This window comes from Kitasatospora phosalacinea (assembly GCF_000717185.1).
GTDB classification, from domain to species: Bacteria; Actinomycetota; Actinomycetes; order Streptomycetales; family Streptomycetaceae; genus Kitasatospora; species Kitasatospora phosalacinea_A.
The window spans coordinates 124,063-146,567 of the sequence record NZ_JNYE01000001.1 but is presented as its reverse complement, the minus strand read 5'-3'; the positions used below and the strand labels follow the sequence as shown (position 1 = coordinate 146,567).

Annotated in this window: 16 protein-coding genes and 1 pseudogene; 8 read left to right on the top strand and 9 right to left on the bottom strand. The window is 73.6% G+C overall.

The features are described from left to right. Positions 1-192: 192 nt before the first annotated feature. The gene (rpsT, locus tag OO57_RS00650) at positions 193-456 is read right to left on the bottom strand and encodes a 30S ribosomal protein S20 (protein ID WP_033250207.1); all 264 of its coding nucleotides are present in this window, start codon (positions 454-456) and stop codon (positions 193-195) included. A gap of 164 nt (positions 457-620) precedes the next feature. Then, positions 621-926 (bottom strand): antibiotic biosynthesis monooxygenase family protein, encoded by a 306-nt coding sequence (locus OO57_RS00645; RefSeq protein WP_033250206.1) that lies wholly within the window; start codon positions 924-926, stop codon positions 621-623. A 104-nt stretch (positions 927-1,030) separates the two neighbouring features. Here OO57_RS00645 and lepA point away from each other — a divergent pair, with 104 nt between their 5' ends. After that, positions 1,031-2,899, top strand: coding sequence for a translation elongation factor 4 (lepA, locus tag OO57_RS00640; protein ID WP_081973375.1), 1,869 nt, complete (start codon positions 1,031-1,033; stop codon positions 2,897-2,899). Positions 2,900-2,972: 73 nt separating this feature from the next. On the opposite strand, the gene OO57_RS00635 is transcribed toward lepA, so the two are convergent. From OO57_RS00635 to OO57_RS00620, 4 genes are all read right to left on the bottom strand, one after another. Continuing rightward, the gene (locus tag OO57_RS00635) at positions 2,973-4,043 is read right to left on the bottom strand and encodes an NAD(P)/FAD-dependent oxidoreductase (protein ID WP_033250205.1); all 1,071 of its coding nucleotides are present in this window, start codon (positions 4,041-4,043) and stop codon (positions 2,973-2,975) included. Between the two features lie 81 nt (positions 4,044-4,124). Further along, positions 4,125-5,081, bottom strand: a complete 957-nt coding sequence (gene sigJ, locus OO57_RS00630; protein ID WP_033250204.1) for an RNA polymerase sigma factor SigJ — start codon at positions 5,079-5,081, stop codon at positions 4,125-4,127. Between the two features lie 124 nt (positions 5,082-5,205). After that, positions 5,206-7,104 carry an ABC transporter ATP-binding protein gene (locus OO57_RS00625; RefSeq protein WP_051776300.1) on the bottom strand — a complete coding sequence of 633 codons (1,899 nt, stop codon included), beginning with the start codon at positions 7,102-7,104 and terminating at the stop codon, positions 5,206-5,208. A 170-nt stretch (positions 7,105-7,274) separates the two neighbouring features. Further along, positions 7,275-9,008 carry an ABC transporter ATP-binding protein gene (locus OO57_RS00620; RefSeq protein ID WP_158714991.1) on the bottom strand — a complete coding sequence of 578 codons (1,734 nt, stop codon included), beginning with the start codon at positions 9,006-9,008 and terminating at the stop codon, positions 7,275-7,277. Between the two features lie 250 nt (positions 9,009-9,258). Between OO57_RS00620 and OO57_RS00615 the strand changes: the two genes are divergently transcribed. Next, positions 9,259-11,160 carry an AMP-dependent synthetase/ligase gene (locus OO57_RS00615; protein ID WP_033250202.1) on the top strand — a complete coding sequence of 634 codons (1,902 nt, stop codon included), beginning with the start codon at positions 9,259-9,261 and terminating at the stop codon, positions 11,158-11,160. A gap of 69 nt (positions 11,161-11,229) precedes the next feature. Further along, the gene (gene hemW, locus OO57_RS00610) at positions 11,230-12,459 is read left to right on the top strand and encodes a radical SAM family heme chaperone HemW (protein WP_033250201.1); all 1,230 of its coding nucleotides are present in this window, start codon (positions 11,230-11,232) and stop codon (positions 12,457-12,459) included. 49 nt (positions 12,460-12,508) lie between these two features. Here hemW and OO57_RS00605 read toward each other — a convergent pair whose 3' ends face one another. Next, on the bottom strand, positions 12,509-13,354 hold the full coding sequence (locus tag OO57_RS00605; protein ID WP_033250200.1) for a DUF3097 domain-containing protein: 846 nt from the start codon (positions 13,352-13,354) through the stop codon (positions 12,509-12,511). A gap of 131 nt (positions 13,355-13,485) precedes the next feature. Between OO57_RS00605 and OO57_RS43430 the strand changes: the two genes are divergently transcribed. Next, entirely contained in the window at positions 13,486-14,199 is a 714-nt protein-coding gene (locus tag OO57_RS43430) for a hypothetical protein (RefSeq protein ID WP_033250199.1), read from the top strand. A gap of 37 nt (positions 14,200-14,236) precedes the next feature. On the opposite strand, the gene pspAB is transcribed toward OO57_RS43430, so the two are convergent. Next, the gene (pspAB, locus tag OO57_RS00595; RefSeq protein WP_033250198.1) at positions 14,237-14,824 is read right to left on the bottom strand and encodes a PspA-associated protein PspAB; all 588 of its coding nucleotides are present in this window, start codon (positions 14,822-14,824) and stop codon (positions 14,237-14,239) included. A gap of 30 nt (positions 14,825-14,854) precedes the next feature. Further along, entirely contained in the window at positions 14,855-15,772 is a 918-nt protein-coding gene (htpX, locus tag OO57_RS00590; protein ID WP_033250197.1) for a zinc metalloprotease HtpX, read from the bottom strand. Between the two features lie 300 nt (positions 15,773-16,072). Between htpX and hrcA the strand changes: the two genes are divergently transcribed. The 4 genes and pseudogenes from hrcA (at position 16,073) to OO57_RS00575 (ending at position 22,413) form a co-directional block, all read left to right on the top strand. Continuing rightward, positions 16,073-17,146, top strand: coding sequence for a heat-inducible transcriptional repressor HrcA (gene hrcA, locus OO57_RS00585; RefSeq protein ID WP_051776280.1), 1,074 nt, complete (start codon positions 16,073-16,075; stop codon positions 17,144-17,146). A gap of 86 nt (positions 17,147-17,232) precedes the next feature. Further along, a pseudogene (dnaJ, locus tag OO57_RS44510) lies at positions 17,233-18,345 on the top strand (molecular chaperone DnaJ); the annotation flags it as partial. Between the two features lie 42 nt (positions 18,346-18,387). Further along, positions 18,388-19,131: a 16S rRNA (uracil(1498)-N(3))-methyltransferase gene (locus OO57_RS44505; RefSeq protein ID WP_199811185.1), complete on the top strand. Its 744-nt coding sequence runs from the start codon at positions 18,388-18,390 to the stop codon at positions 19,129-19,131. A gap of 81 nt (positions 19,132-19,212) precedes the next feature. Continuing rightward, entirely contained in the window at positions 19,213-22,413 is a 3,201-nt protein-coding gene (locus tag OO57_RS00575) for a S41 family peptidase (RefSeq protein WP_033250196.1), read from the top strand. Positions 22,414-22,505 lie beyond the last annotated feature (92 nt).

Genomic DNA, 22,505 nt, shown 5'->3' with positions numbered 1-22,505 from the left:
GGTACCGCACCCGCGTGGCGAACGCAGGCCGCGTGCGGTACGGGTCGTGCTGCTCGTCGGAGCTCCGGGTAGAGGGCCGGGTCTCCGGGAGCGGGTGGTCGGCGGTGGCGGGTAGAGGGCCGCGGGTTCACGTCGACCGGGTGGTGCCGGGGGCACCGGGTGCACGGCGGGGCCGTGCGGGAAGGAGCTGGATCAGGCGGCGGTGTTGACGCGCTTGGTGATCGCCGACTTCTTGTTGGCGGCCTGGTTCTTGTGGATGACGCCCTTGCTCACGGCCTTGTCGAGGGCCTTGGAGGCGGCGCGGGCGAGCTCGGTGGCCTTCTCGGTCTCACCGGCGGCAGCGGCCTCGCGGGCCTTGCGCAGGGCGGTCTTCAGCGAGGACTTGACGGCCTTGTTGCGCAGGCGCGCCTTCTCGTTGGTCTTGTTGCGCTTGATCTGGGACTTGATGTTCGCCACGAAAGAGCCTCAGTCTGTGTGAATCGTTGCTACGACGGGTTGCACCCCGGTCTCCGTTCGGACCTGCTGAGAGGGCATGCCGATGGCGGAGTGCAGCCGCCCACGCTACCAGGGCCGCCCGGGTCGGCCCAAACCGGACCGCCGGGGCCGGGGCGGACGGTCCGTCAGGCGGTGAGCAGCGGCTCGCCGTAGTGCTCGACGGTCGGGAACGGGTCGTAGAAGTGGTGCAGCAGTTCGCGCCAGCGCCCGTACTCGGGGGAGCGGCGGAAGCCCTCGGTGTGGTCCTCCAGGGTGTCCCAGCCGACCTGCAGCAGGAACCGGGAGGTGCTGCCCGCGTCCAGGCAGCGGCGCAGTTCGAGGGAGCGGAAGCCGCGCTGGGCGGCGATCAGCGGACGGGCCTCGGCGAAGGCCGCCAGGAAGGCCTCCTCCTGGCCGGGACGGACGTCGAGCAGGGCGCTTTCCAAGATCATGGGGTGATCCTCCCGCACGCCCGTCCGGGCGGGCAGGACCGGGGGGCCGTCCGGCATGGGAGGATGGGCAGAACCATATTGATCGGACCAGAAATCGGACCAAGGTGCCCGCGACCCCCAGCAACGTGCCAGAGCCCAGCCGTACTGACCCGGCGGTGATCCGCAACTTCTGCATCATCGCCCACATCGACCACGGCAAGTCGACGCTCGCCGACCGGATGCTGCAGATCACCGGCGTGGTGGACCCCCGGCAGATGCGCGCCCAGTACCTCGACCGGATGGACATCGAGCGCGAGCGCGGCATCACCATCAAGTCCCAGGCCGTCCGCCTCCCGTGGGCACCGCGGTCCGGTGAGCACGCGGGTACGACGCACATCCTCAACATGATCGACACCCCCGGCCACGTGGACTTCACGTACGAGGTGTCCCGCTCCCTCGCGGCCTGCGAGGGAACCGTCCTGGTGGTCGACGCCGCCCAGGGCATCGAGGCGCAGACCCTCGCCAACCTGTACCTGGCGCTGGAGAACGACCTCACGATCATCCCGGTGCTCAACAAGATCGACCTCCCGGCCGCCCAGCCGGAGAAGTACGCCGCCGAGATCGCGCACATCATCGGCTGCGACCCGGAGGACGTGCTGAAGGTCTCCGCGAAGACCGGCCTCGGCGTCGAGGACCTGCTCGACCACGTGGTCGAGAAGATCCCGGCCCCGGTCGGCGTCAAGGACGCCCCGGCCCGCGCGATGATCTTCGACTCGGTGTACGACGCCTACCGCGGCGTGGTCACCTACGTCCGCGTGGTCGACGGCCAGCTCACCAAGCGCGAGCGGATCGCCATGATGTCCACCGGCGCGACCCACGAGCTGCTGGAGATCGGCGTCATCTCGCCCGAGCCGAAGGTCGCCGACGGCCTCGGCGTCGGCGAGGTCGGCTACATCATCACCGGTGTGAAGGACGTCCGGCAGTCCAAGGTCGGCGACACCATCACCTCGCAGCACAAGGGCGCCACCGAGGCCCTCGGCGGCTACAAGGACCCGCGCCCGATGGTGTTCTCCGGCCTCTACCCGCTGGACGGCTCGGACTACCCGCTGCTGCGCGACGCCCTGGACAAGCTGCGGCTGAACGACGCCGCGCTGGTCTACGAGCCGGAGACCTCGGTCGCGCTCGGCTTCGGCTACCGCTGCGGCTTCCTCGGCCTGCTGCACCTGGAGATCATCCGGGAGCGCCTGGAGCGCGAGTTCAACCTCGACCTGATCTCCACCGCCCCGAACGTGATCTACCGGGTGATCATGGAGGACGGCACCGAGCACACCGTCACCAACCCGAGCGAGTTCCCCACCGGCAAGATCGCCGAGGTGTTCGAGCCGGTGGTGCGCGGCACCATCCTCGCCCCGAACGAGTTCGTCGGCGCGATCATGGAGCTCTGCCAGTCCCGCCGCGGCAACCTCCAGGGCATGGACTACCTCTCGGAGGACCGGGTCGAGCTGCGCTACACCCTGCCGCTCGCCGAGATCGTCTTCGACTTCTTCGACCAGCTGAAGTCCAAGACCCGCGGCTACGCCTCGCTCGACTACGAGCCCATCGGCGAGGAGTCCGCCAACCTGGTCAAGGTCGACATCCTGCTGCACGGCGACGCGGTGGACGCGTTCTCCGCGATCGTGCACAAGGACAAGGCCTACAACTACGGCGTGATGATGGCCGGCAAGCTGCAGAAGCTCATCCCGCGCCAGCAGTTCGAGGTGCCGATCCAGGCCGCGATCGGCTCCCGGGTGATCGCCCGCGAGACGGTCCGGGCGATCCGCAAGGACGTCCTCGCCAAGTGCTACGGCGGTGACATCTCGCGCAAGCGCAAGCTGCTGGAGAAGCAGAAGGAGGGCAAGAAGCGGATGAAGATGGTCGGCCGGGTGGAGGTCCCGCAGGAGGCCTTCATCGCCGCGCTGTCGACGGACGCGGAGGCCCCGAAGGAGAAGAAGTAGCTCCGGGCACGGGCGTACGACGGCGGGCCGGCACCCCCCCTGAACCGGGGCGGGGCGCCGGCCCGCCGCCGTTTCAGCGCAGCGACAGCGGCAGGCCCTTGACGATGCCCGCCTTGACCAGCCGCCCGGCCACGCCGGTCAGCACCCGGGGCCGCACCGAGTCGTCGCCGTGGATCAGCTGCACCAGCGCCTCGCCGCGCCCCAGGCTCAGGCACTGGGTGGCGTACCGGTACGAGAAGGGCTTGCCGGTGCGGCCAGTGAGCAGCTTGGCCAGGTAGCGGCCCTGCGGCGCCGCGGTGGCGCAGGCCATCCGCAGTTCGCCGATGCCGGGCACCTCGACGGCGGCGGCGTCGCCGACCACGTACACCTCGGGGTGCGAGCGCGAGCGCAGGTGGTCGTCGACCAGGGCGCGGCCGCGCGCGTTGACGGCCAGGCCGGAGTCGGCGGCCAGCGGGTGCGGCTCCATCGAGGCGGCCCACACCACCACCTCCGCCGGGACGTCCCCGTCCTCGCAGGTCAGCCCGTCCGCGCTGACGGCGGTGACCCGGCGGTGCTCGTCGACGCGCACCCCGAGGCGGCCGAGCACCGTCAGGACGTGCGCCCGGCCGCGCTCCGACAGCCAGCCGCCGACCTGCCCGGCCGCGACCAGCCGGACCCGCCGGGCCGGGTACGCCTCGGCCAGCTCGGTGGCCAGTTCGATGCCGGTCGCCCCGCCGCCGACCACGGCCAGCGTCCCCGTCCCGGGATCCCCGGCGAGCCGTCGACGCAGCTCCTCGGCGCGCTCCGCCGAGTACGCGTGCTCGGCCGCGCCCGGCACGCCGCCCCAGGCGGTGCGGCTGCCGAGCGCGTACACCAGGGTGTCGTACCCGATCCGCTCGCCGTCCTCGGTGCGCACCTCGCGGGCGGCCAGGTCGAGTTCGACCGCCCGGGTGGCCCGGTGGACGACCCGGCGCCCGCGCAGCACGTGGGCGATCTCGGGGCGGGCCACCCGGTGGCCGGCGGCGATCTCGTGCTGCCGGACGCGGTGGCCGAAGCGCTGCTCGGGGGCGACCAGGGTGACCCGGTCCGGTCCGCGGCCGATCCCGGCGGCGGCGGACAGCCCCGCGTAGCCCGCGCCGATCACCACGATGTGCTTGCCGGTCATCCCGTCCTCCTCCGTGAGGCCGCCGGTGGCGGTTCTGGAAGGGGGACGGGGCGGCCCGCCGGAGTGTGACCGTGATCCGGGTCACAGCTCCCGGAGGTGGCCGAGCTTCTCCGGGTTCACCATCACGTACGCGGCGGTGATCAGGCCGTTCTCGACGGTGAAGGCCATCACGCCGCCGACCGTGCCGGGCGCCGCGTACCAGACCGCGCCCGGTTCGCCGTTGACCACCGCGGGCAGCAGCGGGTGCTCGGCGTCGATCCAGCGGGTGGTGAGCTTGCGCAGCAGCCGGGAGACGTGGAGGGCGCCGAGCACCGGGCGGCGCACCGCGTTGACGATGCCGCCGCCGTCGGCGTGCCAGGCCACCTCGGGGTCGAGCAGCGACAGCAGCGCGGCCAGGTCGCCGCCGGTGGCCGCGGAGGTGAACGCCGCCACCACCCGGTGGTGCTCGGCCGGGTCGACCGGGCCGCGCCGGCCGCCGTCCCGGATCCGGCGGCGGGCCCGAGAGGCGAGCTGCCGGGTGGCCTCGGGGGAGCGCTCCAGGGCGGGGGCGATCTCGTCGAAGCCGACCGCGAACACGTCGTGCAGCACGAACGCGGCCCGCTCGGCCGGGGTCAGCTGCTCCATCACCGCCAGCATCGCCACCGACACCTGCTCGCCGAGTTCGGCCAGCTCGGCCGGTTCGGCGGGGGCGGCGGTGCCTGCGGCCGTCAGCACCGGCTCCGGCAGCCACTCGCCGACGTACGCCTCCCGGCGGGCCCGGGCCGAACCCAACTGGTCGTAGCAGAGCCGGGTGACCACCGTGGTCAGGTACGCGCGCGGGTCGGCGACGTCCGAGCGGTCGGCGGACTGCCAGCGCAGCCAGGCGTCCTGCAGCACGTCCTCGGCGTCGGCGACCGAGCCGAGCAGGCGGTAGGCGACCGCGCCCAGGTAGCGGCGCTCGGCCTGGAAGGCGGCGGCCGCGGCCGCCGCGGCCGCCGCGGTGTCGGCGGGGTCGACGGGGTCGGTGGTGGTGGGGTCGGCGGCGTTCTGATCGGGCACCCGGCCACGGTAGCGCGGCGAACGGCGGCCGCGGCGGCCGGTGCTGACCCCGGGTCGGGAACGGACCGGGGGAGGCCCGCCGCAGCGAACCTCCCCCGGTGCGTCCGACCGGCCCGTCGCGGCGTCAGTCGACCTCGGCCACCGCCTCGGCGAACTGGGCCCGGTACAGGCGGGCGTAGGCGCCGCCCGCGGCGATCAGTTCGTCGTGGTTGCCCTGCTCGACGATCGAGCCGTTCTCCATCACCAGGATCACGTCGGCGTCCCGGATGGTGGAGAGGCGGTGCGCGATCACGAAGCTGGTGCGGCCGGTGCGCAGTTCGGCCATCGCGCGCTGGATCAGCACCTCGGTGCGGGTGTCGACGGAGCTGGTGGCCTCGTCGAGGACCAGGATCGAGGGCTGGGCCAGGAAGGCCCGGGCGATGGTGATCAGCTGCTTCTCGCCCGCGCTGACCCCGGCGCCCTCGTCGTCCAGGACCGTGTCGTAGCCCTCGGGCAGGGTCCGGACGAAGCGGTCGACGTGCGCGGCCCGCGCGGCCGCGACGACCTGCTCGCGGGTGGCGCTCTCGGCGCCGTACGCGATGTTCTCGGCGATGGTGCCGCCGAACAGCCAGGTGTCCTGGAGGACCATGCCGATGCCGGAGCGCAGGTCCTCGCGGGACATCGCGGCGATGTCCACGCCGTCCAGGGTGATCCGGCCGCCGCTGACCTCGTAGAAGCGCATCAGCAGGTTGACCATGGTGGTCTTGCCCGCGCCGGTCGGGCCGACGATGGCCACCGTGTGGCCCGGCTCGACCTTCAGGGACAGGCCCTCGATGAGCGGCTTGTCGGGGTCGTAGCGGAAGGAGACGTCCTCGAACGCGACCCGGCCGTGGAGCTCGGCGGGACGCTCGGGGAACTGCGGCTCGGGGGACTGCTCCTCGGCGTCCAGCAGTTCGAAGACCCGCTCGGCGGAGGCCACGCCGGACTGCACCAGGTTGGCCATCGAGGCGACCTGGCTGAGCGGCTGGCTGAACTGCCGGGAGTACTGGATGAACGCCTGCACGTCGCCGATCGACAGCGCGCCGGAGGCCACCCGCAGGCCGCCGACCACCGCGACCAGCACGTAGTTGATGTTGCCGACCAGCATCATCGCGGGCTGGATGATGCCCGAGATGAACTGCGCCTTGAAGGATGCCTCGTAGAGCGCCTGGTTCTCCCGCTCGAAGAGCTCCGCGGCCTCCTTCTGGCGGCCGAAGACCTTGACCAGGCTGTGCCCGGTGAACATCTCCTCGATGTGCGCGTTCAGCTTGCCGGTGGAGCCCCACTGCTTGATGAACTGCGGTTGGGCGCGCTTGCCGACCTTGGTGGCGACGACCACCGAGACCGGCACCGAGACCAGCGCGATCACGGCCAGCAGCGGCGAGATCCAGAACATCATCGCCAGCACGCCGACGATGGTGAGCAGCGAGTTCACCACCTGGCCCATGGTCTGCTGCATGGACTGGTTGATGTTGTCGATGTCGTTGGTGACCCGGCTGAGCACCTCGCCGCGCGACTGGCGGTCGAAGTAGCTGAGCGGCAGCCGGGACAGCTTCGCCTCGACCTCCTCGCGCAGCCGGAACACCGTCCGGTTGATCGCCAGCGCGGCCAGCCGGCCCTGCACCACGCCGAACAGGACCGCGGCCAGGTAGATGCCGAGCACCCAGAGCAGGACGGTGCCGATGGCGTGGAAGTCCATGCCCTGGCCGGGCGTGAAGTCGATGGTGGAGAGCATCTCCGCGGCGTGGTCACCGCCCTTGGCGCGGGCGGCCGCGACGGCGGCCTCCTTGCTGGGCGCGCCCTCGGACTGCAGGCCCGTCCAGCCGGCCACGATCAGGTCGGTCGCCTTGCCGAGCACCCAGGGCCCGGCCACCTGGCAGCCGATGGAGAACGCGCCGAAGCCGAGCACGGTGAACAGCAGCTTGCGCTCGGGGCCGAGCAGGGCGAACAGGCGCTTCGCGGAGCCGCCGAAGTCCTTGGACTTCTCGGCGCCCTGCGCGCCCATGAACCGGCCGGGCCCGGGCCCGCCGCGGCGGGCGGCCGCCTCCTGCGAGGAGGACTTGGCCGCGGCCTCCGGCGGGGAGGACTTCGCGGCGGCGTCCGGCGACGGCGCCCCGGCCTTGGACAGGTCGGGCGCGCCGGGGGTCTCGGGAGACTCGGGGGTCTCGGGGCTGGTCACGCCGCCTCCTGCTCGGTGAGCTGGGAGAGCACGATCTCCCGGTACGTCGGGTTGTCGGCCATCAGCTCCTGGTGGGTGCCGGTGCCGACGACGGCGCCCTCGTCGAGGACGACGATCCGGTCGGCGTCGCGGATGGTGGAGACCCGCTGGGCGACGATCACCACGGTGGCGTCCCCGGTCTCCCGGGCGAGCGCGGCGCGCAGCCGGGCGTCGGTGGCGTAGTCGAGGGCGGAGAAGGAGTCGTCGAACAGGTAGATCTCGGGCTTGCGGACCAGCGCGCGGGCGATCGCCAGGCGCTGGCGCTGGCCGCCGGAGACGTTGGTGCCGCCCTGGGCGATCGGGGCCTCCAGGCCCTCGGGGAACTTCCGCACGAAGTCCGCGGCCTGGGCGGTCTCCAGGGCCTGCCAGAGCTCCTCGTCGGTGGCCTCCGGCTTGCCGTAGCGCAGGTTGGAGGCGACGGTGCCGGAGAACAGGTACGGCTTCTGCGGGACGAGCCCGATGATCTCGGACAGCTTCTGCGGGTCGAGTTCGCGCACGTCCACGCCGTCGATCAGCACCTCGCCGCCGGTGGCGTCGAACAGCCGGGGGACGAGGCCGAGCAGGGTGGTCTTGCCGGAGCCGGTGGAGCCGATGACGGCGGTGGTCCGCCCGGGCCGGGCGGACAGGTCGACGCCGCGCAGCACGGGGGCCTCGGCGCCGGGGTAGCGGAAGTCGACGCCGCGCAGCTCCAGGGAGCCGCGGGCGGGCAGTTCGGTGACCGGGTGCAGCGGGGGCACGACGCTGGACTCGGTGTCCAGCACCTCCTGGATGCGCTCGGCGCAGACCTCGGCGCGCGGCACCATCATGAACATGAAGGTGGCCATCATGACGCTCATCAGGATCTGCATCAGGTAGGAGAGGAACGCGGTGAGCGCGCCGATCTGCATGCCGCCGCTCTCGATGCGGTGCGCGCCGAACCAGAACACGGCGACGCTGGAGACGTTCACGACGCCCATCACGATCGGGAACATCAGCGACATCAGTCGGCCGACCCGCAGCGAGTAGTCGGCGAGCTCGCCGTTGGCGCCGGTGAAGCGGGCCTTCTCGTGGTCGTCCTTGACGAAGGCCCGGATGACCCGGATGCCGGTGATCTGCTCGCGCATGATCCGGTTGACCGCGTCGATCCGGGTCTGCATGCCGCGGAACTGCGGCCGCATCTTGGCGACCAGCACGGTGACCACCGCGCCCAGCACGGGGACCACGGCGAGCAGCAGGCCGGACAGCGGCACGTCCTGGTTGAGCGCCATGACGACGCCGCCGACGCACATGATCGGCGCGGCGACCATCAGCGTGAAGGTCATCAGGGCCAGCATCTGGACCTGCTGGACGTCGTTGGTGGTGCGGGTGATCAGCGAGGGCGCGCCGAACTGGTTGAGCTCGCGGGCGGAGAAGTCCTGGACCCGGGAGAACACCGCGCCGCGGATGTCCCGGCCGATGGCCATGGCGGTGCGCGCGCCGTAGTGGACCGCGCCGATCGAGCAGACGGCCTGGGCGAGCGACACGCCGACCATGACCGCGCCGACGCGCAGGATGTAGCCGGTGTCGCCCTTGAGCACGCCGTCGTCGATGATGTCCGCGTTCAGGGTCGGCAGGTAGAGCATGCCGATGGTGGACACCAGCTGCAGCAGCACCAGCAGGGTGATGTCCCGGGAGTAGGGGCCCAGGTGGGCCCGTAGGAGTCTGAAAAGCACCGTGACACTCTCGTCTGCGGAGGGGATGCGCGCATCCCAAATTCGGGTACTTGTGGGAAAGCTTCACGTCCGAACCGGTCCTGCACTGCCGACCTGGGGGTGTGCCAGCTCACGTCACCCCCTTACGGATCGGCTTCCCACCCCCTAGGCTGCTGCTGCCCTCTTGTTACTCACCGGTTAAGTCGATGGCCGGCCGCCCCCACGGCCGGCGTCCGTCCACTCTCGGTCCACCCGCCCCCGGAGGTCCTCGTTGAGTTCCGCGCAGTCCATGATCGAGCGGCGTCCGCCCTCCGTGGCGCACCTGTTGCTCAGCAGGGTAAAGGCCACGCCGAACGGCGAGGCCTACCGGTACCCGGTTCCGGTGGACGAGCAGGCCGCGGACAGCGCGCCGGGTGCCGAGCAGTGGCGCTCGCTGACCTGGGCGCAGGCGTTCCGGCGGATCTCCGCGGTGGCGGCCGGCCTGACGGCGCTGGGCGTCCGGGCCGAGGACCGGGTCGCGATCGCCTCCGCCACCCGGATCGAGTGGATCCTCGCCGACCTGGGCAACATGTGCGCCGGCGCGGCCACCACCACCGTCTACCCGAGCACCAACGCCGACGAGACCGCGTTCATCCTGGCGAACTCCGGTAGCCGCGCGCTGTTCGCCGAGGACGCGGGCCAGCTGCGCAAGGCCGCCGAGCGGAAGGACGCGCTGCCCGCCCTGGAGTGGGTGGTCCTGTTCGACGCCCCGGACGGCGAGCTGCCGCAGGCCGAGGGCCTGACCGTGCTGACCCTGGCCGAGCTGGAGGAGCGCGGCACCGCGTACCTGGCCGAGCACCCGGACGCGGTCGAGAAGGCCGTCGACTCGCTCGACAAGGAGCAGCTCGCCACCCTGATCTACACCTCCGGCACCACCGGCCGCCCCAAGGGCGTGCGCCTGGTGCACGACTGCTGGTCGTACGAGGCGGTGGCGCAGGAGGAGAGCGGGCTGCTGCGGGCGGACGACGTGCAGTTCATGTGGCTGCCGCTGTCGCACGTGTTCGGCAAGACGCTGATCTCCGGCCAGATCGCCACCGGCCACGTGATGGCGGTGGACGGCCGGGTGGACCGGATCATCCACAACCTGCCGGTGATCCGTCCGACCCTGATGGCCTCCGCGCCGCGGATCTTCGAGAAGGTCTACAACGGCATCGCGGGCAAGGCCCGGGCCGAGGGCGGCGCCAAGTACCGGATCTTCATGTGGGCGGCCAAGGTGGCCCGCGACTACGCGCAGACCGTCCAGGCCGCGCAGGTCGCCACCGGCCGGGAGAGCGCCCCGCTGGGCCTGCGGCTGCAGCACGCGCTGGCCGACAAGCTGGTGTACACCAAGATCCGGGCCGCGTTCGGCGGGCGGCTGCGCGGCGCGGTGTCGGGCAGCGCGGCGCTGGCGCCGGAGATCGGCTACTTCTTCAAGGGCGCGGGCGTCCCGGTGCTGGAGGGCTACGGCCTGACCGAGACCTCGGCCGGCTCCACGGTCAACCGGGCCGAGGACTTCCGGGTCGGCACCGTCGGCCTGCCGCTGCCCGGCACCGAGGTGCGGATCGGTGAGGACGGCGAGGTCCTGCTGCGCGGCCCGGGCGTCATGCGCGGCTACCACGAGATGCCCGAGCAGACCGCCGAGGTGCTGGAGCCGGACGGCTGGTTCCACACCGGCGACATCGGCGAGCTCGGCGAGGGCGGCTACCTGCGGATCACCGACCGCAAGAAGGACATGTTCAAGACCTCCGGCGGCAAGTACGTCGCGCCCAGCGAGGTGGAGGGCAAGTTCAAGGCGATCTGCCCGTTCGTCAGCAACGTCCTGGTGATCGGCAACGGCCGCAACTACTGCACCGCGCTGATCGGCCTGGACGAGGCGGTGCTGATGCCGTGGGCCGCCGAGCACGGCCTGGCCGGCAAGCCGTACGCCGAGGTGGTCGCCGACCCGGCGACCGTCGAGCTGGTCGACGGCTTCGTCCGGCGCCTCAACGGCGAGCTGCAGCGCTGGCAGACGATCAAGAAGTTCACGCTGCTCCCGCGCGACCTGGACATCGAGCACGGCGAGCTCACCCCGAGCCTGAAGATCAAGCGCCCGGTGGTCGAGCGGACGTACGCGGACGCGGTCGGCGCGATGTACGAGGGTGCCAACGAGGCCTGAGCCCCGCCCGCCCGGTGCGGCCTGCGGACCCCTTTCGGGTTTCGCGGGCCGCTACCGGACAATGGGCGCATGCCCTCCGCACTCCCCGACGGCGAACCCGTGCCGTCCGACGGCTCGCTGCCCGCCCACGCCCTGCACGGACTCGGCGAGCGGCCGTTCGGCTTCTACCTGCACGTGCCGTACTGCGCCAGCCGCTGCGGCTACTGCGACTTCAACACCTACACCGCCACCGAGCTGCGCTCCTCCGGCGCCGTCGCCTCGCAGGAGACGTACGCGGACAACGTGGTCGCCGAGATCCGGCAGGCCCGCCGCGTCCTCGGCGACACCGACCTGCCGGTCGAGACGGTCTTCCTCGGCGGCGGCACCCCGACCCTGCTGCCCGCCCGCGACCTGGTGCGGATGCTGGCCGCGCTGCGCGAGGAGTTCGGGCTCGCCCCCGGCGCCGAGGTCACCACCGAGGCCAACCCCGAGTCCGTCGACCCGGCGTACCTGGCCGAACTGCGCGAGGGCGGCTACAACCGGATCTCCTTCGGCATGCAGAGCGCCCGCCCGCACGTGCTCGCCCTGCTCGACCGCCACCACACCCCCGGCCGCCCCGAGGCCTGCGTCGCCGAGGCCCGCGCGGCCGGCTTCGAGCACGTCAACCTCGACCTGATCTACGGCACCCCCGGCGAGAGCGACCGGGACTGGCAGGCCTCGCTGGACGCCGCGATCGGCGCCGGACCGGACCACGTCTCCGCGTACTCGCTGATCGTCGAGGACGGCACCCGGCTGGCCGCCCGGGTCAAGCGCGGCGAACTCCCGATGATCGACGACGACGTGCACGCCGACCGCTACCTGATGGCCGAGACCGCGCTCGCCGCCGCCGGGTACCACTGGTACGAGGTCTCCAACTGGGCCACCACGCCCGAGGGCCGCTGCCGCCACAACGAGCTGTACTGGACCGGCGCCGACTGGTGGGGCGCCGGGCCGGGCGCGCACAGCCACGTCGGCGGCGTCCGCTGGTGGAACGCCAAGCACCCCGCCGCGTACGCGCAGGCGCTCGCCGAGGGCCGCACCCCCGCGCTCGGCCGCGAGGTGCTGGCCGACGAGGACCGCCGGGTCGAGCGCATCCTGCTGGAACTGCGCCTCGCCGAGGGCTGCCCGCTCGACCTGCTCACCGCCGACGGCCGCGCCGCCGCCGACCGGGCCCTCGCCGACGGCCTGCTGGAGCCCGTGCCGTACGCGGCGGGCCGGGCCGCGCTGACCCTGCGCGGGCGGCTGCTGGCGGACGGGGTGGTCCGCGACCTGGTCGACTGAACCGGCGGTGGCGGAGGCGGCGGCGGTGGGTGCAGGGGCGGGGCGGCGGTCAGTCGTCCGTTCCGCCCGGCAGGGTCACGAAGTCGATCAACTCCTCGACCCGGCCCAGCAGTTCCGGCTCCAGGTCCTTCCAGCCGTCGACCGCGGCGAGGATCCGCTTCCAGGCCGCGGGGGTGTCCACCGGCCAGCCCAGGCGGCGGCACACCCCCTCCTTCCACACCTCGCCGCGCGGCACCGCGGGCCAGGCGGCGATGCCCAGGGCGGCCGGTTTGACGGCCTGCCAGACGTCCACGTACGGGTGGCCGACGACCAGCACGTGGTCGCCGGTCACCCGCTCGGCGATCCGGTGCTCCTTGGTGCCGGGCAGCAGGTGGTCGACCAGCACGCCCAGGCGGCGGCCGGGGCCGGGGGCGAACGCGTCGACGATGGCGGGCAGGTCGTCCACGCCCTCCAGGTACTCCACCACCACGCCCTCGATCCGCAGGTCGTCGCCCCAGACCCGTTCGACCAGCTCGGCGTCGTGCCGCCCCTCGACGTAGATCCGCGACTCGCGGGCCACCCGGGCCCGCGCCCCCGGCACCGCCACCGAACCGGACGCCGTCCGCCCCGGGCCGCGCGCCGGGGCCGGGGCCGCCGCGGCGGGACGCACCAGCGTCACCACCCGCCCCTCCAGCAGGAACCCGCGCGGCACCAGCGGGAACACCCGGTGCTTGCCGAAGCGGTCCTCCAGCGTGACGGTGAACCCCTCGGCGGTCCGCTCGCAGCGCACCACCGCCCCGCAGAACCCGGTCGCCGCCTCCTCCACCACCAGGTCCCGCTCCGCCGCCACCTCGGGCGCGGGCTGCTGCCGCTTCCACGGCGGGGTCAGATCCGGCCCGTACTCCCTGCTCCGCATGGGCGGCAGTCTACGGACCCCGCCCCCGCCGGGCCGACGGCGCGTCAGGTCACGGGTCGGACGGACCCGCTGCGCGGACGGCGGCGGACGTGCGACAGTACGGCGCGATCATGGACGAGCGGAGGTGTGCCGTGCACGGGCAACGGCGGCAGTGGTGGGCGGCGGCGGTGGCCGCCGCGGTGGTGCTCGGCGGGGCCGGGTGCTCGGCGGGGCGCGGCGCGGCGGGGCCGGAGGCGCTGCGGGACGGGTTGCTGACCGCGGAGCGGCTGCCGGAGGGGTACGGGCTGTTCGGCGGCGGGGCGGACGGGACGGACGTCCCGGTGGTCGAGGACCCGGAGGAGGACGGCCCGGAGCCGCTGGCGTCGATGTCCTGCGGCGAGATCGACCTCGAGTCCTTCGTGACCACGCACGCCCCGCCGCTGGAGGTCGCCGCGGTGGGGGTGGCGCCCGGGAGGAAGGGCGGCCGGGACGGGGACGGGGACGCGGACGCGGACTGGTACGGCTGGGAGACGCTGGGCCGCTACCCGTCCGGCGGGGCCGCCGAGGTGCTCGCCGAGCTGTGGCGCACCGCCCGGCGCTGCGCCGTCAGCGCGGACACCTCCCCCGACGGCAGCAACCGGATCGAGCAGTCCGTCACCGCCGAGCCGTTCGGCACCGGCCTGCTGCTGACCGTCACCACCCGGGCCGGGTCCACCCGCGAGTCCCTGACCGACCGGGCCGCCGTGCTGCGCGACGGGGACGTGCTGCTGGTCGTGCAGGAGTTCGGCGGCGGGCAGGACGCCGCCGGGCTGCCGGGCCTCGTCGAGGCCGCCGTGGCCGCCTACCGGGACGCCGCCGGGGGGTGAGGGGCCGGGGGGTGAGGGGCCGGGCGGGGGCGCGGGCTCAGTCCGCGATGCCGGGCGCGCCCCAGACCGGGAACCAGCGCGACAGGTCCGGTTCGATCCGCAGGTCGTTGCGGAGCAGGTCGGAGACCTCGATCTCCAGCGGGTTGTTCCGCTTCTCCTGCCCGGCGACCTTGCACATCGGGTAGAAGGTGCCGCGCTTGTACAGGTAGACCAGCGCCAGCGAGCGGCCCTCGGCGTCCCGGAAGCCGACCAGCGAGCAGAGCAGCTGCGGCCCGAAGCCGTTCGCCTCCAGCTCGCTGTTGACCGCGTGCAGGTCGTTGACCAGGTCGGGCAGCTCGTCGGGGGTGTGCCGGGCCAGCAGCCAGGAGTACCCGTACGCGTCCCGGGAGGCCTCGACCGGGACGCCGCCGCGCCCGGTGTCCGCGTCCAGCAGCGCCCGGACCTGCTGCTGCACCTCGGTGAAGGCCGCGCCCTCGACCGCGGCGAAGCACACCGAGCCGAGGCCGGTCGGGGTGAACCCCTTGGCGGCCTGCAGGGTCAGCGCCGCCGACGGGACGCCGAACAGCTGGTCGAGGTCGGGCTTCACCGGCTTGCTCCGGCCGAACAGGGCGTCCAGGAATCCCACGTGCAGCGCTCCTCGCGTCGGGGGACGGGCTCAGCGCCCGAGTTCTTCGGAGACCTTCCGCAGCTGCGCCAGCCGCTGCTCCAGCGACGGGTGGGTGGACATCAGCTGCGAGGCCGCCTCCTTGGCGCTCAGCGCCGGGGCGAAGTAGAAGGCGTTGTACGGCTGGGCCTGCCGCAGGTCCTTGGTCGGGATGGCGGCGATCTGCCCGGACACCTTGGTCAGCGCCGAGGCCAGCGCGGCGGGCCGCCCGGTCAGCTGGGCGGCGGCCCGGTCGGCGGCCAGCTCGCGGTAGCGGGACAGCAGCCTGGTCAGCAGGAAGCTGATCGCGTACACCACCATCGAGGCCAGCGGGATCAGCACCATCGCGATCGCCGCGTTCTGGTCGTTGCTGTTGCGGTTGCCGCCCATCATCCCGCCGTACAGGGCGATCCTGGTCATCGCGCCGGCCAGCACGCCGAGGAACCCGGCCACCGTCATCACCGCGACGTCCCGGTGCGCGACGTGCGACAGCTCGTGGGCCAGCACGCCCTCCAGCTCCTCCGGCTCCAGGCGGCGCAGCAGGCCGGTGGTCACGCAGACCACCGCGTTCTGCGGGTTGCGGCCGGTGGCGAAGGCGTTGGGCATGTCGTTGTCGGCGACCGCGACCCGCGGCTTGGGCATGTCGGCCAGCGCGCAGAGCCGGTCCACCGCGCCGTGCAGCTGCGGGTACTGCTCGGGGGTGACCCGGTGGGCGCCCATCGCCCGCTCGGTGATCCTGTCGGAGAACCAGAACTGGGCGACGAACAGGCCGCCGGAGATCAGCACCACCAGCGGCCAGGCGCCGCGCAGCAGCACGATCAGCAGGCCGGTGAAGCCCACGTAGAGCAGGCCGATCAGGAACATGGTGGTGACCATCCGGCCGGTCAGGCCGCGGTCGGGGGTGAACCGGGAGTGCTGGGAAGCCGACATCGCTGCTCCTCCTCTGCCTCGCGCGGGCCGGGCCCGGCCGGCTCGCCCGGCTGCCCCGCTCGTCTTCGATGCTGCCACCGGGCGGCCCCGCGGGCACCATCCGAAACGGTGGGAATTCGGTGGGAAGGGGACACCTCCCGGGCGCGTCGCGGGTCTTCCGGACGAGGATCACGCGGGCGGACCGTTCCTGCCGTCAGGCCCGGGCCGTACACTGGCACGTACGGTTCTGGCACTCTGCCCAGCTGAGTGCCAGTCCGGAGCGGACACCGGAACAACGGACGACGACGGAGGTGCGTGCCCATGCCGGACGACGGCAAGCCCGACGGCCGACTCATCGACACGCGCCCGTCCGTCCGGCCGCTGGACGAGCGGCGGCTCGCGGTGCTCCGGGCGATCGTCCAGGACTACGTGGGCACCGAGGAGCCGGTCGGCTCCAAGGCCCTGGTGGAGCGCCACAACCTGGGCGTCTCCCCGGCGACCGTCCGCAACGACATGGCCGCGCTGGAGGAGGAGGGGTACATCCACCAGCCGCACACCAGTGCGGGCCGGATCCCCACCGACAAGGGCTACCGGCTGTTCGTCGACCGGCTCGCCGAGGTCAAGCCGATGACCGCCCCCGAGCGCCGGGCGATCCGGCACTTCCTGGAGGGCGCGGTCGACCTGGACGACGTGGTGGCCCGGACGGTGCGGCTGCTCGCCCAGCTGACCCGGCAGGTCGCGGTCGTCCAGTACCCCTCGCTGACCCGCTCCACCGTGCGGCACATCGAACTGGTGTCGCTCACCCCGACCAAGCTGATGCTGGTGCTGATCACCAACACCGGCCGGGTCGAGCAGCGGATGGTCGACTGCCCCGCGCCGGTCGGCGAGGCCCTGCTCGGCGACCTGCGGGCCAGGCTCAACGGCATGGCGGGCGGCTGTCGGCTGCCCGAGGTGCCGACCGTCCTGGAGGACCTGCCGGGCGGCTTCGAGCCCGCCGACCGGCCCGCCGTCAGCACCGTGCTGACGGTCCTGTTCGAGGCGCTGGCCGAACAGAACGAGGAGCGGATCATGCTGGCGGGCACCGCCAACCTGACCCGTTTCGGCCACGACTTCCCGCTCACCATCCGGCCGGTCCTGGAGGCCCTGGAGGAGCAGGTGGTGCTGTTGCGCCTGCTGGGTGAGACGGCGGACTCCGCGATGACGGTCCGGATCGGCCACGAGATCGCCTACGAGGGGCTCAATTCCACGTCGGTCGTCTCGGTCGGTTACGGTTCGGGCGACCAGAGCGTGGCAAAGCTGGGAGTGATCGGTCCGACCCGGATGGATTACCCGGGCACAATGGGGGCGGTGCGCGCGGTGGCACGGTACGTCGGCCAGATCCTGGACGAGTCGTAGCGGGGCGGCGCAGGCGCAGCGGAACGGCGCAACAGGCAGCGTGCCGTCGCAGGCACTTCTAGAGGCGGAACAAACCGGAGCATTTGGTGGCCACGGACTACTACGCGGTACTCGGCGTCCGACGCGACGCGGGGCAGGACGAGATCAAGAAGGCGTTCCGGCGCCTCGCCCGTGAACTGCACCCGGACGTCAACCCGGACCCGAAGACGCAGGAGCGGTTCAAGGAGATCAACGCCGCCTACGAGGTGCTCTCCGACCCGCAGAAGCGCCAGGTCTACGACCTCGGCGGGGACCCGCTCTCGCCGAACGGCGGCGGCGCGGGCGGCTTCGGCGCCGGGGCGGCCGGGTTCGGCTTCTCCGACATCATGGACGCCTTCTTCGGCGCCGCGACCGGCCAGCGCGGCCCGCGCTCGCGCACCCGTCGCGGCCAGGACGCCATGATCCGGCTGGAGATCACCCTGGAGGAGGCCGCGTTCGGCACCACCAAGGAGCTCCAGGTCGACACCGCCGTCACCTGCACCACCTGCAACGGCGAGGGCGCCGCCCCCGGCACCTCCGCGCAGACCTGCGACATGTGCCGCGGCAAGGGCGAGGTCTCCCAGGTCACCCGGTCCTTCCTGGGCCAGGTCATGACCTCCCGCCCCTGCCCGCAGTGCCAGGGCTTCGGCACCGTCGTCCCCACCCCCTGCCCCGAGTGCGCGGGCGACGGCCGGGTCCGCGCCCGCCGCACCCTCACCGTGAAGATCCCGGCCGGCGTCGACAACGGCACCCGGATCCAGCTGGCCGGCGAGGGCGAGGTCGGCCCCGGCGGCGGCCCCGCCGGCGACCTGTACGTCGAGATCGCCGAGACCAGCCACCCGACCTTCCAGCGGCGCGGCGACGACCTGCACTGCACCGTCACCATCCCGATGACCGCCGCGTCGCTCGGCACCCAGGTGCCGCTGCAGACCCTCGACGGCCTGGAGGAGGTCGACATCCGGCCCGGCACCCAGTCCGGCCAGTCGATCCCGCTGCACGGCCGCGGCATCACCCACCTGCGCGGCGGCGGCCGGGGCGACCTGATAGTGCACGTCGAGGTGCAGACGCCCACCAAGCTCGACCCCGAGCAGGAGGAGCTGCTGCGGCGGCTCGCCATGCTCCGCGGCGAGGAGCGTCCCTCCGGGCAGTTCGCGCCCGGCCAGCAGGGCCTGTTCTCCCGGCCGTTTTCTCCGATGGGCCCCGCTGAGAGGACCGCTGCACCGATGACCGCACCCGTGTTCGTCGTCGACGACCTGACGGGCGCCGCCCCCGGCACGACCGTCCGCCTCGACGGCCCCGAGGGCCGCCACGCCGTCGCCGTGAAACGCCTCGGGCCCGGCGAGGCCCTCACCCTCGCCGACGGCCGCGGCCGCGGCGCCGACGGCACCGTCGCCGCCCTGCACGGCAAGGACGCCCTCGACGTGCTGGTCGCCGCCGTCCGCGACGAACCCGGGCCCGCGCCCCGGATCACCGTCGTCCAGGCCCTCCCCAAGGGCGACCGCGGCGAACTCGCCGTCGAGACCATGACCGAGGCCGGGATCGACGCGATCGTCCCCTGGGCCGCCTCCCGCTGCATCACCCAGTGGAAGGGCGAGCGCGGCGCCAAGGCGCTCGCCAAGTGGCGGGCCGCCGCCCGCGAGGCGGGCAAGCAGTCGCGGCGCCTGCGGTTCCCGGAGGTCCGGGAGCCGGTCACCACCCGGCAGCTGCTGCCGCTGCTCGCCGCGGCGGACTTCGCGGCCGTCCTGCACGAGGAGGGGTCGCTGCCGCTGGCCACCGCGCCGCTCCCGGCCGCGGGCGAGATCGTCCTGGTCGTCGGGCCCGAGGGCGGCGTCTCCCCGGACGAGATCGCCGCCTTCGCCGAGGTCGGCGCCACCCCCCACCGCCTCGGCCCCTCCGTCCTGCGCACCTCCACGGCGGGCGTCGCGGCGGGCGCCCTCCTGCTGGGGCGCACCGGGCGCTGGGGGTAGCGGGAGGGCTGCCGCGCGTACGGCTTCGCGTTTCGGGCTTTCTGCTGACGGATCGCGGGCTCCGCGTCCTAGGCTGGCGGGATGACCGAATCTACGCGCGGCTACCTGCGCCACCCCCACCTGCACGGCGACGTCGTGGCGTTCGTCGCCGAGGACGACGTCTGGTTGGCGCCCCTGGAGGGCGGCCGGGCCTGGCGGGTGACGGCGGACCAGGCCCCGGTGGGCGCGGTGCGGTTCTCGCCGGACGGGCGGTCGCTGGCGTGGGCGTCGACCCGGGACGGGGCGCCGGAGGTGCACGTCGGGCCGGTGGAGGGCGGCGCGGCGCGGCGGCTGACGTACTGGGGGAGCCCGTTCACCGCGCTGGTGGGGTGGAGCGCGGACGGGCGGCCGCTGGCGATCACCACGGCGGGGCAGGAGACGATCCGGCGGACCTGGGCGTTCGCGGTGCCGCTCGACGGCGGGGAGCCGGAGCGGCTGCCGTACGGGCCGATCGGCGCGCTGGCGTTCGAGCCGGTGCCGGAGGGCGCCGCCGGCGGGCGGGTGCTGCTGGGAACGCACAACCGGGAGGCCGCGCACTGGAAGCGCTACCGGGGCGGCCGGGCCGGGAAGCTGTGGATCGGCGGGGCCGAGTTCGAGCGGCTGCACGCCGACCTGGACGGGCAGCTGGAGTGCCCGATGTGGGTCGGCGACCGGGTCGCGTTCCTGTCCGACCACGAGGGCGTCGGACGGCTGTACTCCAGCCTCCCGGACGGCTCGGACCTGCGGGCGCACGGCGCGGCGGAGGACGGGTTCTACGCCCGGCAGGCGTCCACCGACGGCCGCCGGGTGGTCTGGCAGAGCGCGGGCGGGCTGTGGCTGCTGGACGACCTGGACGGGGCCGAGCCGCGCCGCCTGGACGTCCGCCCGGCCGGGCCCCGGACCGGGCGCCGCCCGCACCCGACGTCCGCCGCCGGGCAGGTGGAGAGCGCCGCCCCGGACCGCACCGGCCGGGCCGCGGCCGTGGTGGTGCGCGGCACGGTGCACTGGGTCACCCACCGGGAGGGCCCGGCCCGGGTGCTGGACGAGACGCCCGGGGTGCGGGCCCGGCTGGCCCGGGCGGTGCCCGGCGAGGAGGGCGCGCAGGGCGCGGTGTGGGTGACCGACGCCGAGGGCGAGGACGCGCTGGAGCACGCCCCGGCGGTGCTGGGCGCGGAGCGGCGGCGGCTGGCGGCCGGACAGCTCGGGCGGGTACGCGGCCTGGCGGTCTCGCCGGACGGCAAGCAGCTCGCGGTGGCCTCGCACGACGGCCGGGTGCTGCTGGTGGCGCTCAGCGACGGCGCGGTGAACGAGCTGGCGCACAGCGGGGACGGCGAGGTGAGCGGGCTGGTGTTCAGCCCGGACTCGGCGTGGCTGGCCTGGTCGCAGCCGGTGCTGGGCCCGTGGTCGCTGCGCCAGGTGATGCTGGCCGACCTGACCTCGCGCACCGTCAGCGAGGCCACCCCGCAGCGCTTCCACGACTACTCGCCCGCCTTCACCGCGGACGGCAAGCACCTGGCGTTCCTCTCGGTGCGCACCTTCGACCCGGTGTACGACCAGCACGCCTTCGACCTGTCCTTCCCCGGCGGCACCCGCCCGTACCTGCTGACGCTGGCCGCCGACACCCCGTCGCCGTTCGGCCCGCAGCGCGGCGGGCGGCCGGTGGGCGGCGAGGAGGAGGACGCCAAGGACGGCGAGAAGGACGCCGCGGTGCCGGGCACCCGGGTCGACCTGGAGGGCCTCGCGGACCGGATCGTGCCGTTCCCGGTGGAGGCCGGGCGGTTCGGGGCGCTGCGCGCGGCGAAGGACGGGGTGCTGTGGACCAGGTTCCCGTTCGGCGGCGAACTCGGCGACAGCGCCGCCTCGTTGGACGAGGAACCGGCCCGCACCGCGCTGGAGCGGTTCGACCTGAAGAAGCGCCGGGCCGAGGAACTGCTCACCGGCGTCGACGCGTTCGCGGTCAGCGGCGACGGCGCCCGGGTCGCGGTGCTGGACGGCGGCTCGCTGCGGATCGTGCCCGCCGACCAGAAGGCCGGGGAGGACGACGAGGCCGAGGTCGGCCTGGACCGGGTCCGGGTCACCGTCGACCCGGCCGCCGAGTGGCGGCAGATGTTCGACGAGAACGGCCGCCTGATGCGCGACAACTTCTGGCGCGCCGACCTGAACGGCGTCGACTGGGCGGGCGTGCTGGAGCGCTACCGGCCGCTGGTGGAGCGGCTCGGCAGCCGCTCCGACCTGGTCGACCTGCTGTGGGAGACGGTCGGCGAGCTCGGCACCTCGCACGCGTACGTGCTGCCGCCCGGCCGCGGCACCGAGGCGGCCCGCCAGCAGGGTCTGCTCGGCGCGGACCTGGTGCGCGACGGCGAGGTGTGGCGGGTGGCCCGGGTGCTGCCCGGCGAGTCCTCCGACCCGCGGGCCCGCTCCCCGCTGGCCGCGCCCGGCGTGGCGGTCCGGCCCGGCGACGCGCTCCTGGCGGTCAACGGGCGGCCGGTCGACCCGGTGGCCGGTCCGGCCCCGCTGCTGGCGGGCACCGCCGACCAGCCGGTCGAGCTCACCGTCAGCGGCAGGGACGGCGGCGAGCGCCACCCCGTCGTGGTGCCGCTCGACGACGAGGAGGCGCTGCGCTACCACGACTGGGTCACCGGGCGGCGGGCCGCCGTCCGCGAGCTGTCCGGCGGGCGGCTCGGCTACCTGCACGTCCCCGACATGCAGAGCGCGGGCTGGGCGCAGCTCCACCGCGACCTGCGGTTCGAGATGTCCCTGGAGGGGCTCGTGCTCGACCTGCGGGAGAACCGCGGCGGCCACACCTCGCAGCTGATCGTCGAGAAGCTGGCCCGCCGGATCGTCGGCTGGAACCACGGCCGCGACCTCGCCCACCCCGACCCGTACCCCGGCGACGCCCCGCGCGGCCCGGTGGTCGCGCTGGCCAACGAGTTCTCCGGCTCGGACGGCGACATCGTCAACGCGGCGATCCAGGCCCTCGGCATCGGCCCGGTGGTCGGCACCCGCACCTGGGGCGGCGTCATCGGCATCGACAGCCGGTACGCGCTGGTCGACGGGATGCTGGTCACCCAGCCCAAGTACTCCTTCTGGCTGGAGGGCTACGGCTGGCAGCTGGAGAACCGCGGCGTCACCCCCGACGTGGAGGTCCCGATCGCCCCGCACGACTGGGCGGCCGGGCGCGACCCCCAGCTGGAGACCGCCGTCCGCCTCGCCCTGGACGCCCTGGACCGCACCCCCGCCAAGACCCCGCCCCCGCTGGACTGACCCCGTCCCGGGAAGGTGCGCCGACGAACGACCGGTCGCCCGCGGGGCGGCCGGTCGTTCGACGCGTCCTTCCGGCGCCGGGCGGTTACCGC